The following is a 19,095-nucleotide window of genomic DNA, read 5'->3' on the forward strand; positions in this document are numbered from 1 at the left end:
CCACCTGTTCTATTTTAGGGACTTATTGGACAGCCCCTTTCTTCATGTAACCGAACGCCAATTATTTGAATTTACATTTCAATAAGTATACAATATCAAATTTTCCTAACTCATCCATACGATTTTCCATATCGCCGTAAAAACCGGTAGATAGAGAGCTGACACTCTCCTGTTCGTTTCTTGCATAACCGATATAACCTAATACGATATCTTCCTCGATCGAAATGGCATCTGATGAATTGCTTCCCCAAATGGCGCTCATTTCCTCTTTATTGATCATTTCCGGATTCCATCCAGTACCTATGTTGCCATCGCTGCTTATACTGACAGTAAAAGTGGCTGGATCGCTTTCTTGAGACATTCTTGATGTCGTAAAAATCATTGTTCCGCTATTTTTGATTTCCATGGATAGATGATTGACCTCGCCAATGAATTTACCTGCCTCGTACTTATCTACCCACACTTCCGCTTCTTTATAATGATCATCGGTTGTAAAATCAAATACAAAAGATTGTTCTGCTGTACTTGTAAGTATAGCTTTTTCCCTTTCAGACAACTTCGCTTCGGAAATGGAGTTCATCTGCAAATTTCTCCCACAGCCCACCAACGAAAAAGAAAGTAGCAAAATCATAAAAAAAAATACTTTTTTCAATTTGGTTCCCCCAATACCAGTTTTGTCATCTTAAAACGTATGGCTGTGATTTCAAGATTTGCTTTTTCTCATGCGCGTCCGGAACATCAGTTGAATGAAAACTTCCGCGAATACTAATCCCATCGCAATGGCACCTGATACCATGAAAGCCCGTGAAGCGAATGAAATAGCAGTGAGATAATCGTTTTCCACAATATGGCGCATTGCATTATACGCCATCCCCCCTGGAACGAGCGGAATTATACCTGCCACACTAAAGACGATCATCGGTGTTTTAAATCGTCTTGCGTATATATGTGCAACGAGCGCGACTACGAACGCACCTAAGAACGAAGATCGAACAGGATCTTCTGTCATCGTATTGAAAAGACTATAGACGAGCCAACCAGCCATTCCAACTAAGCCGCTATAGAGCAGCATCTTCCTTGGAGCATTGAATATGATGCCGAAGCCCGTCGCCGCAAGAAAGCTTAGGACCGCTTGAATAATCCATTGCACAACTACCACCTACTTTCAGAAAGACAGCACTAAAGCGACGCCCGCCCCGATCGCGAAAGCCGTTAAAAATGCCTCCGCCCCTTTCGATAAACCAGACATGAAATGCCCCGCCATCAAGTCCCGGACAGCATTCGTAATTAGCAGTCCAGGAACTAACGGCATCACACCACCGATTATGATTTTATCCAGCTCTGAACCTAACTGGAACTGCACCGCTAGATAACCGATCAATGCGACAAATAGTGATGCAATAAATTCTGCAAAAAATTTCACTTTTGTTAATTCCTGTATAAGCATTACAAAAGTATAGCCGATTGCCCCTGAAAGGACTGCGGCTGGAAAATCGGTCCAAATACCTTCAAATAGTAATAAAAAACTGCCGCTTGCAATACCTGCCGCCAAAATTTGCAACCAAACCGGAAATGATACATTCGCCTTTTCAATTTTCCGCAAACGATCATACGCTTCCTCCAATGAGTAATCGCCGGTAGATAATTTTCTGGAAATATCGTTGACAAGCGCTATTTTCTCAAGATCGGTCGAGCGATTTTTAATGCGGCTTAATTTTGTATGATGCGGACTGCCTGGTGATAATATGATGCCAGTTGGCGTTACAAAACTTTCGATCGAATGAAGCTCCTGCGTTCGAGCCATTCGTTCCATCGTATCTTCCACCCGATACGTTTCCGCGCCCGCTTCCATCATAAGTCGGCCAGCCAATAGGCAACAATCAATCGCTAATTCTTTATCAGTAGACAAGATCAGCCCCCCTTGTCTGTTCTATTTAACCCGCCTAAACAGGCAGCGTTATCTCTATCCGTAATCGCATAGCTATAATCGGCTCAACAATCAGTCAGTAAAAGGCATAAGACCTTGTAACGCTCCCATTTGAAGTTTCACTTTACCCCATCTTATCGAAGCATATTTAAAAACACAATATCGAAAAAGGAGCAGTATCTTTCGCTTTTTTAACAGTGATTGTCTTATATGAGTTGAACTCATAATTCAAAGAAAAAACGGGACAATTCGTCCCGTTTTCATTGTATATTCAATTTGCCCGTTTCTTTGTAAGTATCTATTTCATAACTCGTTATTTCGGAATGGGAAAGTGTATACAGATGGTTTCCGCTATAAATAATGCGCTGAATTTGCTTTTCCCATTCTTCATATTGCTGCCCCTTCGCTTTCCGCTTGATCAAATCACCCTTTAGGACAATTCCTTTTTCAGGTGTGATTTCATAAATCAACGCTCCCGAACCGATGTAATTCACCTCGTGATTTTTCTCGCCTTCCTCATAAATACTTGCAGGGAAACCGTACAAGTTTTGCTTCGGCTGCCTGAACAGTGCTTTATGATCATATTGCAAAGGTGAATGCGTTCCCGAGCCGCCGATAATTGTTTTATCTTTCTCTTTCGGATTCGAAAAATCGGTAACGTCAAACAAAGAGAGTTTCATCCCTTTCGTCCGGATAATCGGCTCGCCGCCAGAAGGATTTTTCTCTGCGACAGTGTCATATCCAAAACCAATGAGATGATTTTCATCGATTGGATGCAAATAATTGGAGAAGCCCTCTATCTTTAATTCTCCTAAGACGGTCGGTTTCGCAGGATTCGCTACGTCTATGACAAATAACGGGTCAGTTTCCCGAAAGGTGACGATATATGCTTTCTCTCCCATAAATCTTGCAGAGTAAATGCGCTCCCCTTTTGCCATTCCTTTTACCGAACCAGTCAATTTCATGTTTTCATCGAAAATATATAAATGATTTTGCGATGGCCTTTGGGTGTTCCACATATTTCCTTCTGTCATTGCGACACGGAAATGATCATTATACTCATCCATCGAAAATTGATTCAACACTGTTCCTTTCATTTCAGCTGAACGTTGAAATGTTACATTGACACCGTCCAATTTATATTTAAAAAACGCTGTCGACATATTCTCCGGATTCCAAATCATCTTCTCTTCCATACCATTATTTTTTTCAAATTGCGTAGCTGTTAAATATAGATGATCCTTCGTCATGTACACGATCTCGCTGCTCCCTAAAAATCCTTTCGTCTTTAAAGTGCTTTTTGCAGGAGTCGATAAGTCGATTGCAGTAATAATGGAATAAGTAGGCTCAACAGCCCCTGGTAAAATCGAAATGTCTTCATAAGCCATATAAGATTTTGCTTTTTTCTCAGATGAATCATAAAGCGCGGGACGTAATTTTTCTCCTTCTAAATCTTCCATAATCCAATACATCGGCTGCATATTCGTTATAACATATAACAAATCACCTGTTTTACGCGCCGTGTTCATGTATCCTTCTGCGCCAATTTCCCGAATAAGCTGCGGCTTTGCCTTATCCGTGATCGAATACAGTCGAACTGTCGTAAAATGATCAAAATTGTAATAGCGTCTATCGTTTCTATCATTTTGTTCCATTTTACTTCCTAAGACGATTAATAGATCATCATGCAAAAACAATTGCATTGGGTTATAGCCTTCTTCTCGCTTAATCTCTGATAAGACTTTCATTTTTTGCGGATTGCGGATATCCGTAATCGTGATTTTTTCTCCTTGGCTAATCGCATATACATATTGGCCGTCTGTTTTGACGAAGTCCGCCTCATCTACTCCCGCTACTTGAACGTTTGTCGTTGAATGGTCAGAGCCGCTGATTGCCGAATCTTCTTTGGCGCTCGATTCTACTGATACTGAATTAGAGGATTCTTCTTCATACTCAATTGCATCCGTTCCGTAAAAGCTTTTTGCTCTCGCAAAATACGCCTCTAAATCTTCTGCAGATTGAACGGAACTGACCGAATCATAAACAGTGAAATCAATCTTTTTCTGTTTTAACGTTTTAAAGAGCTTGCTATGAACGGCCTCATCCTCCAAATTCAGCATATATTCATCAGCCTTTAGTCCATTCACTTTCAACGTTTTCCTATCTTCTGAAAGCTTTAATTCTGCATCTACTTTCTTATTTGCTGAATTTGTAATGAAAACATGCCCTTCATCGATCGCTTTTTTATTTATAGCTGAAGAAAAATGCACCTGCCAACCATGTTCTGCTACCGCCACATTAGCAGCACGCACCTCTACTTTTTGGGACGCAAATAGCAACACAATGACTGTTGCAAACAAAATCGTCCCGAACCAAAGAAATGATTTTCTCAATACATTTCACCCTTTCGAATTCTCCCTTTTCACTATTAGACTGCTAACAGCCAATTTAGTTACACTCTTTCGAAAAGGAAATATTCATAGAATATAAGGAATATGCTATTCTTGATTGGGGAAAAACGAAAGGGGAAATGTTTATGAAAACTCTCACAAGATGGTCAAACACAATAATGGAACGTTTCTTGCCAGATCCGTACATATTTGTAGCGATTTTGACTTTAGTTGTTTTTGCGTTAGGCATAGTTTTTACTGATTCCAATCCACTTGACATGGTCGTTCACTGGGGAGATGGCTTTTGGGAATTACTATCTTTCACGATGCAAATGGTTATCGTATTACTTGCGGGGCATGTTTTAGCAAGCAGTCCAGTTTTTAAGAAGGTGCTAAGTTCACTATCAAGTTCAGCAAAGTCACCAGGATCTGCTATTTTGCTCGTCACTGTCATTTCTTTGATCGCTTGTTGGATCAACTGGGGATTCGGACTTGTTATTGGTGCTTTGTTTGCAAAAGAAATCGCGAAAAAGGTAACAACCGTCGATTACCGGCTGTTAATCGCCAGCGCTTATTCGGGATTTATCGTCTGGCATGGGGGCTTAGGAGGTTCTATTCCGTTATCTATCGCAACGGCAGGTCATCCTTATGCAAATCATATGGGTGTAGTTCCTACATCCGAAACGATTTTTTCTACATACAATCTACTTATTGTCGGTATTTTATTCGTTACGGTGCCACTATTGAACAGATTTATGATGCCAAAGCCGAATGATACAATTACAATTGATCCATCGCTATTAGAAGATGAAACTGAATTCCAAAAAGAAGAACAGTTTACTCCCGCTGAGCGGTTAGAAAACAGCACAGTACTTTCCATGCTAATCGGGGCTTTGGGGATTATTTATTTAATTCATCACTTTGCAACAAAAGGTTTCGATTTGAATTTAAATATCGTCAACTTAATGTTCTTCACGTTGGGGATTATTTTCCACGGCACTCCGAAACGATTCTTAGCTGCCGTTGCCAATGCTGTTAAAACGACGGGAGGAATTATTATCCAGTTCCCGTTTTATGCAGGCATTATGGGCATGATGACTGATTCTGGTCTTGCTGCTGTCATGTCGGGATGGTTCGTCAGTATATCGAATGAAGTGACGTTTCCGCTCTTTACTTTCTACGCAGCCGGTCTTGTAAATTTCTTCGTTCCATCAGGCGGCGGACAATGGGCAGTACAAGCACCGATCATGTTAGATGCTGCACAAACATTAGGCGTCAGCTATTCAAAAACCGCGATGGCCATTGCTTGGGGTGATGCTTGGACAAATATGATCCAGCCGTTTTGGGCATTGCCTGCACTTGCGATCGCGGGATTGCGAGCAAAGGACATTATGGGCTACTGTGTGTTCATCTTACTTCTGAGTGGGATCGTCATTAGTGCAGGATTGCTCTTCTTTTAGTCGTTCTTCTTTCAAGTTTTGAATAAGTGAAAAAGACTCGTTGTCACTTGTTAAATGAGCACGTAGGGGAGGCGGGATCTATTGATAAAAAATAAATCCGTACTGATTATCTCAGCAATCCTTTTTTGTATATGCATATGTTTATATTTCCCGTTTCCCAACAACAAATCAGGAAACTCCTTAGTAGCGTTCATGTTCCTTCCGATCAAAAATGCGGACGGTTATATTATGTATGGCATTATAGGAACCATTTTATTGATCATCGCCTTGATCTTACTCATCATCGGGATAAAGAAATACTATTTCCGCCAGTTCTTTCCGTCTTAATCATCTACACAGTATTACCGGGGCTTCTTATATCGGTTTATCAAAATAATTTCGCGAGTGACATCTATGCGATATCATACGATCGAAGCGGCAAATGTGACTTTGAAACTGTTATTGATGGTTTATTGCACGGAAAATGTGAGCTGGAGCTATTTAACCATTCAAGCGACACGGTCACTTTTCAACTAAATTTCTTGGACTCTCCCTTTGTGGAAGTTGGCTCGCAAGTGGAATCCCTCATGAATTTGAATGGTCCATATACGATCACAATTGAGGGGAAGCGTACGAGAACTGTCAAATTACAGGAACTTATAGATGTATCAGATGTTTTTAGACCTATTAATAACGCCTATTCAAGAAATATCCATATCACAATAGCTGATGGAGCTAAAACCCGCATTTTATAATTACAGATCATCTATTATATATCCGCAGCGTCCTTTTCGGGCGTTGCGGTTTTTTTCTGAATCAAACAAGTGCCCCTATTCCCTCCCTGTTTTCAAATATCACCGAACGGGTAATCTATACGACAGATCATGCTTTGCCAATCACATTGTCACTTCAAACTCAATAAATAGAGAAAGGGATTGAAACTTCATGGTCAAAACTGCAGCTACCGAAAAGCCCAAAAGGAACTTGAAACCAATATGGATTGCTCTCGCATTTATTGTCATGATTATCATTGTCCTTTTGCCGACACCTCATGATTTACCGGTTATGGGACAGCGCGCATTGGCTATATTGGCTTTTGCAGTTATTTTATGGGTGACCGAAGCTGTCTCTTACCCTGTAAGCGCTGCGATGATTATCGGTCTCGTCGCCCTTCTAATTGGATTTTCCCCAGATATTGCGAACCCAGATACAATTGTCGGTACGAAAAACGCTCTAACAATGGCGTTGGGCGGCTTTTCAAACTCTGCCGTTGCATTAGTTGCAGCTGCACTTTTCTTAGCTGCTGCCATGCAGGCGACCAATTTGCATAAACGGCTCGCTTTGTACATTTTATCGAAAGTTGGCGTGAAAACGGGGGCTATCGTTTTCGGGGCCATTTTAGTTTCCATTATTTTGGCATTTTTCGTGCCAAGTGCAACCGCAAGAGCAGGTGCAGTTGTTCCAATTCTATTAGGCATGGTGGCCGCTTTCGGCTTGCCGCATAATAGCCGGCTCGGTGCATTACTCGTCATAACAGCGGCACAATCCGTTTCCATATGGAATATCGGAATCAAAACGGGGGCGGCTCAAAATATGGTTGCATTAGGGTTTATCGAGAAAGAATTTGGCGTATCGGTCGCTTGGAGTTCTTGGTTCTTATATGCAGCACCTTGGTCGATCATTATGTCCGTCGTTTTATATTGTGTCATGATAAAGCTTATAAAACCCGAAACACAAGTCGTTGAAGGTGGAAAAGAATTGATTGAGGGGCAATTAAAAGAGTTAGGTCCGATAAAACCAGCGGAAATTCGGCTCATCGTCATTTCGCTAGCACTTCTATTCCTTTGGGCGACCGAGGAAAAACTTCACCCGTTGGATACAACGACCGTTACATTAGTGGCGATTGCAATATTGCTTACACCAAAAATCGGGGTGTTCGATTGGAAAACGGTAGAGCGTCTCATCCCTTGGGGAACGATCATCGTCTTTGCGGTAGGAATTGCTTTAGGAACTCTCTTATTGGATACAACAGGTGCCCAATGGTTGTCAGACAAAGTGTTTGGAGCTATGGGACTCGATCATATGCCGCTGATTGCAACAATCGCCTTGCTTTCGTTATTCAATATTTTAATTCACTTAGGATTTGCGAGTGCCACGAGCTTATCATCCGCTTTAATTCCAATTTTCATTGCATTGGCAACGACGATTGCAATCGATGTCAATGAAGTCGGATTCGTCCTCATCCAGCAATTCGTCATCAGTTTCGGCTTCTTGCTGCCAGTAAGTGCACCGCAAAACATGTTGGCATACGGAACCGGTTCATTTACCGTAAAAGACTTTTTGAAATCCGGTGTACCATTGACAATCATTGGCTATTTGCTCATATTGCTGTTCAGTGCGACGTACTGGAAATGGGTCGGATTGCTTTAATGAATAAAGGAACCAAGGCAGTCAATCCTCTACTTGGTTCCTTTTTTGTTTATAAACAAGCATAACAGTATTTACCAACATTTCAGTTAAACCGCGCAGGTTTATCCCAACCGATCAGCCGCCTATTTTCTTTGTCTTATGCTATTTGTTTTTATGCTACGAAAAAGGGAATACCAAATTATAGCTTATATGATGAAGGAGGAAGCAGAATTGACAAACGACAAATTCGAGAAAAAAGACCAAGTGCCACCACAAACACAAAATCATCAGCCTGGTGTAGAAGCAAAAATGAATCCTGCCCCACTGTATGATGACGAAAATTATAAAGGTTCCGGGAAACTTTCTGGGAAAAATGCTTTAATTACCGGCGGAGATAGCGGCATCGGACGAGCAGTTGCAGTTGCATTTGCGAAAGAAGGAGCCAATGTTGCGATTGCCTATTTGGATGAAGTGGAAGACGTCGATGCGGATCATACAGTAGAACTTATAAAAAAATACGGCGGTAAAGCGAAAAAAATTAGAATCGATATTAGCGAAGAAGAAAACTGCGAAAAACTAATCGATGAAGTCATCACTGAATTCGGCAGTTTGAACATTTTGGTTAATAACGCCGGCAAACAATTCCCGCAAGATGATATTGCTACTATTTCAGGAGATCAGCTGAGAGAAACTTTCGAGACGAATTTCTTTGGGCTATTCTTTTTATCCAAAGCGGCTTTATCACATATGAAAGAAGGAGATTGCATTATCAACACTTCTTCCGTAACCGCTTATAACGGATCCCCGGGGTTGATCGATTATTCAGCGACGAAAGGAGCAATTACTACTTTCACTCGTTCCTTAGCATTGAATTTGGCAGATAAAGGGATACGCGTAAATGCAGTTGCACCCGGACCGATTTGGACGCCGCTCATCCCAGCGTCTTTCGATGCCAAAAAGGTTGAGCAACACGGCTCCGATACACCTGTCAAACGACGCGGCCAACCAGCTGAAAATGCGCCAGCCTATGTGTTCCTTGCTTCAAATGACTCAAGCTACATGACAGGACAAACAATCCATGTTGACGGCGGAGACTATGTAGGCTCATAAAAAAGCGATCCGATGGACATTTTCCGTCCACGGATCGCTTTTCATTATGCTTCTACTGTTTCTTTTGAATATCTTTTTTTGAAAAGTAAAGCGAAATAACCGAAAGTAATTAATAAACATGCTACTGTAAAACCGATCAGTACACCATTATTCGCCCACAGATGTGCCATATCCCCAGTAGAGATCGACGCTTTAAATGCTTGGACCGAATACGTCATCGGCAATAATGTATTGAAAACTTGAAGCGGTTCAGGAATTAATTCCAATGGGAATGTTCCTGCACTCGTCGTCAATTGAAGAATCAACACAAGGATTGCCATAAACCGTCCTGCATCGCTGAACATCGATACAAGCATTTGAACGATTGCAATGAATGTAAAGCTTGTTAAGATTGCCGTCACAATGACCATCGGCATATTTACCGTTTCCATATGAAGCGCAAACTTAATAATGAGTACTGCGACAAGCGCTTGGATAATGCCTACAATCGTTAAAACAGATACCTTACTTGTAAACCATCTAAATGGACCAGTCGGAGGCATTGCCGGTTCAACCATCGGGAAGACGATCGATAGGAGCAATGCGCCTACAAATAGCCCTAAAGAGATGAAATAAGGTGCAAAACCTGTACCATAATTCGGCACTTCATAAATGCCTTCCTTGTCGACTTTAACCGGTGCTGATGCCATTTCATAGGTCTTTTCGTTAGGGTTTACTTCGCTTGCTGTTTCATTTGCTTCAGATAATTTTTCTTGCAATGTGAGAGTACCATCATTTAATTCTTTCATGCCATCCGTCAATTTCGAAGAACCATCCGCAAGCTCTCTTGATTTAGAGGCTAGCGTGCCTGTTCCTTCCTGCAACGTTCCTGTACCAGCATTCAATTCGTTCAAGCCAGCTGATAGATCGGAAGAACCTTTTTGCGCTGCAGCTACACCTTCTGCAAGGCTGTTTAAGCCCGCTGCCAACGCGTTGTTTCCTTCTGCAAGCGACGCTGCACCACTCGTTAATTGAGCAGATGAACCGTCCAATTTTTCAAGCCCCGCAAGTGCTTGCGCATGTCCGTCACGCAATTGTCCAGCAGCCCCATTCACTTGGGACGCGCCTTCTTGAAGCGCTGCCGTTCCAGAAGATAATTCCGTCATGCCGCCGGACAATTCTGCACTGCCTTGCTGCAATTGCTGCAGAGCTGCTTTCAAGCCCGCTTGCTGCTCTTCAGGTAAGGTAGCTATGATTGGAGATAATTGCTCGGATAAATTATTAATGCCTGCATTGACGCTTTTTGCACCGTCAGTCAGTTTATTCGCAGCACCATGTAATGCGCCTGCCTTCTCACTTAACGTACCGACTGCCTGGCCGAACTCTTTTTCTTTTTGGCCTACTTGAGCATATGCCGCTTTCAACTGCGCTACGCTCTCCGTATATTGCGTAAGGCCTTGCTGTAAATTCGTTGCCCCGCCTGCCGCTTGCTTCGCTCCTTTTTGAAGCTCCACTGCACCTGCTGACAATGTACCGATTCCTTTATTCAATTCATTGGCGCCTTTAGCTGCTTCATTCGTACCTTTTGCAAGCTCAGCGGATCCATCTTTCAACGTAATCGTGCTTGCGGCCAATGTTTCAAGATATCCTTTCAGATCCTCTGTTCCATCAGCTAACTCCGAAGCACCATCGAGCAACTTCTGTGTACCGTCCGCTGCTTCGCCAAAGCCATCGCCCATTTCTTTTATGGAATCAAACAATTGCTCTGCATACGTCGCAGTCACTTCCTCATTCACTTTCATCCGTATCCGATCCATCGCCGTTTCACCAATTTGAGCGGAGAGGAAGTTAAATCCTTCGTTCGGTTTATAAATAATCGTCATTTTTTCCGGATTATCGTCTAAAAGTGTTGTTGCATGTTGTGAAAAATTCTCCGGAATTTCAATTGCAATATAATATTTCTGCTGTCTTAAGCCTTCCTCTGCATCCTCTCTGGACAGCACATGGAAATTAAAATCGCTACTATCCTCTAACTTACTAATTAATTCATCGCCGAGCGCCAACTGTTCTCCGTCCATCTCGGCCCCTTCATCCATATTAACAATTGCAACAGGCAAAGCATCCATATTTGCGTATGGATCCCAGAAAGCCCATAAGAACATGCCTGCATACAAAACTGGAATGAAGAGAATCGCGATCATCGGAACGAGCATTTTACGGGAACGCAAAAGCTGTTTCCACTCGGCTCCTGTCATTGTTTTCTTCATTGTCATTCCTCCAATTAAAACTAAGTGACCGTAATAGTTTTATGGTCATTATGCGATAAAAAAGAAAGTCTCAGGCTAAGAGACCTTTAAAAATAGTACCGCTCAACAATCCTGCGATCCGTTCTTCGGACAATTCCTCATCATGTGTTTTGCCCCAATCTACAACAAATGCAAGATACGCCTTAAAGATAAGATACGCCACTAACTCCGTATCACAAGGTTTGAGCTCACCCTTCTCGATGGCGCGCTCGATTTTCGCCCGCACATAAGAAACGATTTCCTGCTCAATGGTAGATAGCACTTCGATGACAGCTGGCGTGCGAAGTTCTTTTTCTTCGTCGATTAATTTTGCATACAGTAGATGCGTTTTCCTAAATTTAAGCATTTGCATCAATCTCGCATGCGCGTTTTGCTCAAATGAAGCTCCTTCTACTGCAACAGCGTCCGACACAGCTCGCATTTCTTCAATCATTTGAAGTACAATGGCATTAAAGAGTTCTTCTTTATTCGCGAAAAACGTGTAAATCGTCCCTTTGCCAACATTTGCGATTTTCGCCACTTGATCCATTGTCGTCGCTTTATAGCCGAACAAAGAAAAAGATTTAGCTGCCGCTTCCAATATTTCTTGTCTGCGATCCAATTCTTCACCTCCAGAGTCATCATCGACTACAACTGACCAAAATACTATTTCGGTCATCTGGTCAATACTATACACAGCTTGAAAATAAATTGCAAGGCTTTTTCTTGTATTTTGGAATAAAATTCTACTATCCATCTCTTTTATATCCGCTCCGGCGCTGGCGGATGCCTCCTGCATCACAGAAACGCATAACCTGCGATCCAACACGCATAAATTGCTTTTAAAACGCATAATGCTCTCACAGCTCGCGTAAAACAGTACAGAAACTCATAATTCATATCTGCCACGCATAAAACTGGTTTGCCACGCATAACAGCATCCTACATACTCATAAAGTCTGCTATTTTCCATCCCTTTTATAATCCGCTCCGGCGCTGGCGTAGCTTCTCACCATAAGTCTCGTTAGCGTTCGTACACAAACAGTCTTATGCTCCGCTGCCGCTTGGAAGGTGCCTACGCTACTGTCACTCCTGCATCACAGAAACGCATAACCTACGATCCAACACGCATAAATTGCTTCTGAAACGCATAATGCTCTCACAGCTCGCATAAAACGGTACAGAGAAACATAATTCATATCTGCCGCGCATAAAACTGCTTAGCCACGCATAACAGCATCCCACATACTCATAAAGTCAGCTATTTTCCATCTCTTTTATAATCCGCTCCGGCGCTGGCGTAGCTTCTCACCATAAGTCTCGTTAGCGTCCGTACACAAACAGTCTTATGCTCCGCTGCCACTTGGAAGGCGCCTACGCTACTAAATTTATAATGTCCCACGATTCGATACGCATAAAACTGGTTTGATCTAGTAACGCTATCCCACTGTTCTTAAACCTTTAATTTGTCAAAATCATTGATCACGCCATTACAACTCTCCCATCCGCGAACAATAACTAAAACCCCCTAACTAAAAAGTTAAGGGGCAATTATTCGTTTATAAAAAAAATCAATGTGCTCTCCGCGGTGAGATAAGCTGCAAATACGATGGATTATTTTCCGATTTCAATACAATTGGTTTCATATTTCCATTGAATTGCATTGTAATCTCCTCTTCTTTTATTCCTTTTAACGCTTCTATAAGATATCTTCCATCCAATGTAATCGAAAAGTTGGTTTCTCCTTCGGTATGCACCTTTTGGTATTCTTCAATCATGCCGATTTCTGTAGAAATGGAAGTAATTTTGATGGAGTCACCATCGCATAGTCTTAAATTGACGTCGTTGTGCTTCGATGATCCTGAGAATATACATGCTCGTTCTACTCCTGCAAGCAATTTTTTCCTGTTTACTTTCACCCTTGAGATAAATTCGTTTGGAATCAATGCCCTAATGTCTGGGTAATGTCCTTCAATCAGCACCGATAGAAGTGTTGTATTATTAACTTTTATGGCAATCAGGTTACGATCGTGAGCGATTTCAATGACTGACGCGTCAGCTTCCTTTATATTCAATATCTCATTTAGGCAGTAGTCTGGCACAACTATGCTTTCCATATGTTCTGAGTGAACTTGCAGCATTTTTCGGGAAAGGCGGTTTGAATCGGTCGCTGTGAGAATAAGTTTCCCTTTTTGGAACACAAACTGTACACCTGTTAGCACTGGTTTGCTGTCACTTTTAGAAACAGCGAATAACGTTTGCTTAATCGCCTCTTTTAAATCTCCTAATGTCATTTTCACGTTATACGATGACTGAAAAGCTGGGAGTTTGGGATATTGTTCAACATGTAAACGATTGAGCTTCGTTGTAATGTCTCCAGATTTAATGATGACAGTGCTTTTCTCGCTCGCATTTAATTGAATTTTTCCCGGAAATTTTTTAAGCAGTTCATTTAAGTACTTAGCCACTACTACGACGCTGCCTTCTTCAATGATTTCCCCATTCCCCTCAATCGGAATCATCTTTTCCATAAACATTTCTGAGTTGCCGCCAGTTAGCTTGATTGCGCCTTTTTCCGCCTCAATCTTAATTCCTGAGAGGATTGGGATAACGCTTTTTGTTGCGCAAACCTTTTGAAGGTCAGAAACTGCAGTTGATACTATCGAATGATCTACGATGAGATTCATGTATTGGCTCCCCCTTATTCACTTACAATTTTCTATAACTCAAAATAACTCATTGCCCATTCCCGCTATCAACAACACGCAGTTCTTCCCACTTCGCTCGCGCCCAATCAAACGGTCCTTCAAACAGCGTCAAGTCCCCTTCTTCAAGCCACGCTGTTCGGGTGAATAATTTATTTAAAAAGTAACGGTCATGAGATACTGCCAAAATCGTCCCTGTAAAATCTTCCAATGCATCTTCAAGTACCTCACGGGATTCAATATCGAGGTGGTTCGTCGGTTCGTCCAATAAAAGAAAGTTCACGTCTTGATGCATAAGCTGTGCTAGACGTAGCCTCATCCTTTCCCCGCCGCTCAAATCGCCCATCCGCTTGAATACATCGGGCCCATAGAACATAAATTTTGCTAAAATATGTCTCGCTTCGCCCTCTTCCACACTAACCTCTTCCCGAAATACATCGATTAGGCGAGCCTTCGGATTTTTCACTTCAAAATGTTGCGAAAGATAACCTGTTTTTACATTGCTCCCTAATTTACATGTTCCTTCATCTGCATGCAGTTGACTTGTAAGCAATTTCAAGATCGTTGATTTGCCGCTGCCGTTTTGACCGACAATCGCCGCCCGATCCTTCCAATAAATATGCAAATCCGCATCAAACAAAATTTGTTGCTCGCCGAACGATTTGCATACTCCTTCCATGACGACGACCTCTTTCCCGCTGCGATCCGATGCTTCAAAAGAGAGTGCCATTTTCTTAGGATCAATGAGCGGCTTCCTAATTTTCTCCATCCGTTCAAGCGCCCGCTCCATATTGCGAGCTTGCCTATGCAGCCCCGCATTCGGTGGATTTGCCTCATTTGCCCATATTTTTAACCGTTTGATCGCTTCTTTCATTTTCTTGATTTTCTTTTGTTGTTCTTCATAGTCCTGGAATTCCCGCAGCAGCCGCTCCTCTTTTTGTTGAGCAAACGAGCTGTAGTTGCCATGATACAACTGCAGTTCTCCTTCTTCCAAATCTGCTATTTTACCTACAACGCAATCTAAGAAAGCTCGGTCATGCGACACGATGACAACTGTGCCATCATATTCCGACAAATACTGTTCAAGCCATTCCACTGCGAATAAATCCAAATGATTTGTCGGCTCATCTAACAATAATAAGTCAGGATTCGACAAAAGCAGTCTGCCTAACATCGTCTTCGTCTGTTCTCCGCCGCTCATATCCGCAAAGTCTCGATCGACAAACTTCCTTAATTGAAGTCCGTTAATGACTTTTTCAATTTCCGAATTCATTGCATAGCCGTTTCGTTGGATGAATGTTTCCTGCAACTCGCCATATTGCGATAGCAGCCGCTCCATTTGCTCTATCTCCGCACTTGCCAATTTCACTTCCAGTTGTTGAAGCTTCTTCTCTATTTCAATCAACTCTGTAAATGCACTTTTTAACACGTCATGGCCCGTCACTGGATGATCGAAGGTCGGGATTTGCGATAAATACCCGATTTTCGTTCCTTTTTTAAAATGAATTGAACCGGAATCTACTTGTTCTATCCCCGCAATCAATTTAAATAAAGTCGTTTTTCCGCTGCCATTCCGTCCGACGACTCCCACTCGATCGCCAGTCTGAATTTCTAAGGATAAATTTTCAAAAATTATATTGCCGCCTAACATCTTGCTAACCTTCTGTATTGTACAAATCATTATTTCCGCTTCCTCTCATTCTGTTTTCACAGCTGAGAGCGCACAAAAAAAGACTGCGTTTAAGCAGTCTTTCACTGTTGACAAGTGCTCGCATTCTTCGTTGCTTGGATTCGTTGTAAGCTCATGAAATAGAGTTCGATTCGCTTCCCGCGGGCTCGCAGGAAGTGAGTCATGCAACCGTTGCCAATCGAACAGCGAAGGGTTCGATTTGCCTTAATTTCTGCGTTCTTTGCAGAAATTAAGGCACCTATAGGATGTGGAGCTTTTAGGTTGCCTTCCCCGACAAGCGCTTTCAATCAGTCTGAGGAACGCACCAAAGAAAACTGAGATTGTCTACAATATTTGACTGCCACTGAGCAATCCCTTCCTACTTCAATAGTAAGGAATGATGTGCTAAACAGCTGTGTGATTACTGAAATTGTCTAAAAAAGGGCATACGTATCCCGTTGACGGCAATTTCATGAGTAATCGCACATGAAGTGGCTAAATATTCCAATAGACTTTCACGTGCATACACAGTGTCCAACATCATTCCTCACCTCCGTTCAGTAATAGTAAAAATAGTGTATCATGGGATAAACACAATTACAATTAAATTTTTCTACATTTCTAAATTTACTACATCTCCCATGAATAACGTTATTTTTAATTCTTATGAAAGTACAAAGAAAACCTATTGGAGGAGTTACAATGAATTGAGTTTCTACATTTCAGGATTTGCGACAAATCCTATGAATAGCACAACTCCCGTTTCATCATCCGTAATCGTAAAGAAAAACGGTCGGTTTACTTCCATGACGAATGGATCGTCTGCCGGCGCGGATGCCGTATCGACCGATATACCCGTCACTGCAGCCGCTTCCGTACCTTCTTCATTCACATCAATATATGTTTTTTGCTTCACTTTGCTAATGAATAACGAGGAATCGCCTTCAACCATCTTGCTGAAATTAGCCTTGTCCGTAAATGCACTTGTCATGCCGAGTGCTTCCAATGCGTCATTAAGCTCTGCTTCATATTCCATCTTAAATTTCGGAAGTAACAAAGTTCCTTTCAAGCTATTGAAATCAGACTGGAGCGCTGTCCACTTTTCAGCCGACAACGTATCTTTAAATTCCTTGAAGCTTTTTTGCTCATTCGGAAGGACGATTGTCATGCTCATTTCACCTTCTCCATATGGAAGTTTGATTGCTTGGAATTCGTAGTTGGCGGTATAAGACAGCTTTTCTTCAAGCTTCATGAAAGGCACCTCTTTTTCGGTTCCGTCCGTCAAACTGAAGTTTCGATTTTCTGTATCTTTCTTATCAAACGGGTACTTCCAATCCCCTTTGAAATAAATCGCGTTCAGCAGCATTGCAACAAGATTTTCGTCTAATGTCCCATCAACTATCTTGTCGATTTTGCCATTCGTCGCTCTTTCAACCCAGTCATTGATTCGTTTAGGTGAGTCGTTGCTCTTAATGTCGATTTCTTCAATTTTTGCATTGAAATAATCTTTAGTCCGTTGAGAAAACGGTTCTTGGAATTTAAATTCTTCATTTAGCCATATCGAATTGGCAATTTGTAGCTGGATATTCTTCAAATCCTTATTTAACACCGTCATAAGGGATGCGTTCGATCTATTCACGTCCATCGGCTCCAGACCATTCACTTGCAACGTTTTCGCGACTTCTTCCTTTGTCGCGTCGTCTGCCCCGTTATAGACGAGCGCCAAAGCCATCCATAGACTCGTAGGAGAAATAAACAGATTTCCTTTGTCATCGATATCGATTTGATCCATCAGTTTAAATCCTAATTCATTGGAAGGATCCACTATTTTTTCATAGTCCTTTTCGCCAAATTCAACACCCTCCGCAATTTGAAGATTTCCTTCATTCGAAGTTCCACATCCCGTCATAGGCAGCAGAAGGCTCATTCCAACAAGAGAAGCGGTAATTTTCTTTTTCAAATGAATCACTCTCCTTGGAAACGTAGACTTGTTTCAGATGGAAAAGGTTACAAGTTTTTTATGAAAATATGCATTCAAACCAAGGTGATTTCCCTTTCTAATTTCTCCGTATATGCTCCTATTTCTTCTTTACCCGTTTTCTCAATAATGAATGGGTCGCCAATTGTAATCGTTGCTTTTCGGCACTTCCAAATGTCTTTCAGATTTGCCGGACCTTCATATGTAACCGGAACGATCGGTACTCTTGCCAAACCAGCAATGGTGACGGCTCCACGTTTTATCGGAGCATTCTCAGCCGCCCTTGTTCCGCTTGGAAATATCCCAACAATTTCACCGGACTTCAGTAGTTTTACAGGTGTTTTAATACTGCTTGGTGATGGATTTTCACGGTCAATTGGAAAGGCATTTATGCTCGTTAAGAACGCAGCTACTATTTTTCTGCTAAAGAGCTCCTTTTTTGCCATGAAGTGAATCGGGCGCGGCAATGAAATACCGAGCGCGATTATTTCCAACCAGCCTCGGTGTGCGCAAGTAATTACATATCCCCCATTCTCAGGCAGTTTGTATGTATTCTTCAATTCAATTTTGGCGATGAAGAAAAAGATGATTTTCGCCAAAGTGGCTGTTAATTTATACATGTCACCCTCCCGTTATCATCAACGTATAATGCCTGGTACTAATTATAGACAAACTACATTCTTTTACAACTAATCAGGCACTTAATCCGACTGCCTAATTGTAAAAATTTGTCGCATATCTTTATAATTGAAAGATGCTTTTTATTTTTAAATGCAACAAATATAACTGTATATAACCATCATCTTGCTATGAAAAGCGGAACTTCATCATTTCTTTCACCCTATGTAATCAGACTTGTTTTTATATTTAATCTTTAAAAATATTAACAAACTTAGTTGACATTATTTTCAACCGTGGTAAAGTTGTAAGCAATTCAAATTTCATACAAAATTTCTTATCAAGAGAGATTGAGGGACAGGCCCAATGACATCTCGGCAACGGTTTTTTAAAACTACGTGCCAATTCCTGCAAACAGTTTTCTGTTTGAAAGATAAGAAGAGAGAAGCTTTTTTTCGTATTCTACAATATTAGTAGAGACGGGGCTGTCCAATAAGTCCCTAAAATAGAACAGGTGGCGAAAAACGAATCGTTTTTCGCCACCTGTTCTTGTATTTTTCTCATTTAATACTGAAAGTAGCTCGCG

General features: G+C 41.7%; 14 protein-coding genes and 1 riboswitch. Of the genes, 3 read left to right on the plus strand and 11 right to left on the minus strand.

What is annotated here, in order from left to right; genetic code table 11:
- Window positions 1–61: 61 nt before the first annotated feature.
- The 4 genes from ACFQ38_RS13305 to ACFQ38_RS13320 form a co-directional block, all read right to left on the minus strand.
- Window positions 62–652, minus strand: coding sequence for a hypothetical protein (locus ACFQ38_RS13305; RefSeq protein WP_336824341.1), 591 nt, complete (start codon window positions 650–652; stop codon window positions 62–64).
- 51 nt (window positions 653–703) lie between these two features.
- Window positions 704–1,150, minus strand: coding sequence for a threonine/serine exporter family protein (locus ACFQ38_RS13310; RefSeq protein WP_336824340.1), 447 nt, complete (start codon window positions 1,148–1,150; stop codon window positions 704–706).
- Between the two features lie 15 nt (window positions 1,151–1,165).
- Window positions 1,166–1,912 (minus strand): threonine/serine exporter family protein, encoded by a 747-nt coding sequence (locus ACFQ38_RS13315; RefSeq protein ID WP_381481446.1) that lies wholly within the window; start codon window positions 1,910–1,912, stop codon window positions 1,166–1,168.
- 275 nt (window positions 1,913–2,187) lie between these two features.
- A complete protein-coding gene (locus ACFQ38_RS13320; RefSeq protein ID WP_381481430.1) occupies window positions 2,188–4,320 on the minus strand; it encodes a beta-propeller domain-containing protein in 2,133 nt (710 codons plus the stop codon).
- Between the two features lie 143 nt (window positions 4,321–4,463).
- On the opposite strand from ACFQ38_RS13320, the gene ACFQ38_RS13325 reads away from it, so the two are divergent.
- The 3 genes from ACFQ38_RS13325 (at window position 4,464) to ACFQ38_RS13335 (ending at window position 9,275) form a co-directional block, all read left to right on the plus strand.
- Entirely contained in the window at window positions 4,464–5,777 is a 1,314-nt protein-coding gene (locus tag ACFQ38_RS13325) for a short-chain fatty acid transporter (protein ID WP_381481432.1), read from the plus strand.
- Between the two features lie 924 nt (window positions 5,778–6,701).
- Entirely contained in the window at window positions 6,702–8,186 is a 1,485-nt protein-coding gene (locus tag ACFQ38_RS13330) for a DASS family sodium-coupled anion symporter (protein WP_381481434.1), read from the plus strand.
- A 189-nt stretch (window positions 8,187–8,375) separates the two neighbouring features.
- Window positions 8,376–9,275, plus strand: a complete 900-nt coding sequence (locus tag ACFQ38_RS13335; RefSeq protein ID WP_381481448.1) for an SDR family oxidoreductase — start codon at window positions 8,376–8,378, stop codon at window positions 9,273–9,275.
- A gap of 44 nt (window positions 9,276–9,319) precedes the next feature.
- On the opposite strand, the gene ACFQ38_RS13340 is transcribed toward ACFQ38_RS13335, so the two are convergent.
- The 7 genes from ACFQ38_RS13340 to ACFQ38_RS13370 all read right to left on the minus strand — a co-directional run bounded on the left by ACFQ38_RS13340 (window position 9,320) and on the right by ACFQ38_RS13370 (window position 18,511).
- Window positions 9,320–11,521: a YhgE/Pip family protein gene (locus ACFQ38_RS13340; protein ID WP_381481436.1), complete on the minus strand. Its 2,202-nt coding sequence runs from the start codon at window positions 11,519–11,521 to the stop codon at window positions 9,320–9,322.
- A 70-nt stretch (window positions 11,522–11,591) separates the two neighbouring features.
- Window positions 11,592–12,161 carry a TetR/AcrR family transcriptional regulator gene (locus ACFQ38_RS13345; RefSeq protein ID WP_381481450.1) on the minus strand — a complete coding sequence of 190 codons (570 nt, stop codon included), beginning with the start codon at window positions 12,159–12,161 and terminating at the stop codon, window positions 11,592–11,594.
- Between the two features lie 949 nt (window positions 12,162–13,110).
- Window positions 13,111–14,226, minus strand: a complete 1,116-nt coding sequence (gene dnaN, locus ACFQ38_RS13350) for a DNA polymerase III subunit beta (RefSeq protein WP_381481439.1) — start codon at window positions 14,224–14,226, stop codon at window positions 13,111–13,113.
- Between the two features lie 49 nt (window positions 14,227–14,275).
- The gene (abc-f, locus tag ACFQ38_RS13355; protein WP_336824332.1) at window positions 14,276–15,925 is read right to left on the minus strand and encodes a ribosomal protection-like ABC-F family protein; all 1,650 of its coding nucleotides are present in this window, start codon (window positions 15,923–15,925) and stop codon (window positions 14,276–14,278) included.
- Window positions 15,926–16,334: 409 nt separating this feature from the next.
- Window positions 16,335–16,457: an RAxF-45 family protein gene (locus ACFQ38_RS13360; protein ID WP_381481441.1), complete on the minus strand. Its 123-nt coding sequence runs from the start codon at window positions 16,455–16,457 to the stop codon at window positions 16,335–16,337.
- Window positions 16,458–16,628: 171 nt separating this feature from the next.
- Window positions 16,629–17,873: a serpin family protein gene (locus tag ACFQ38_RS13365; protein WP_381481444.1), complete on the minus strand. Its 1,245-nt coding sequence runs from the start codon at window positions 17,871–17,873 to the stop codon at window positions 16,629–16,631.
- Window positions 17,874–17,947: 74 nt separating this feature from the next.
- Entirely contained in the window at window positions 17,948–18,511 is a 564-nt protein-coding gene (locus tag ACFQ38_RS13370) for a lysophospholipid acyltransferase family protein (RefSeq protein WP_336824329.1), read from the minus strand.
- Between the two features lie 332 nt (window positions 18,512–18,843).
- A riboswitch (SAM riboswitch) is annotated at window positions 18,844–18,949 on the plus strand.
- Window positions 18,950–19,095 lie beyond the last annotated feature (146 nt).

The organism is Sporosarcina contaminans, from assembly GCF_042679045.1.
GTDB classification, from domain to species: domain Bacteria; phylum Bacillota; class Bacilli; order Bacillales_A; family Planococcaceae; genus Sporosarcina; species Sporosarcina contaminans.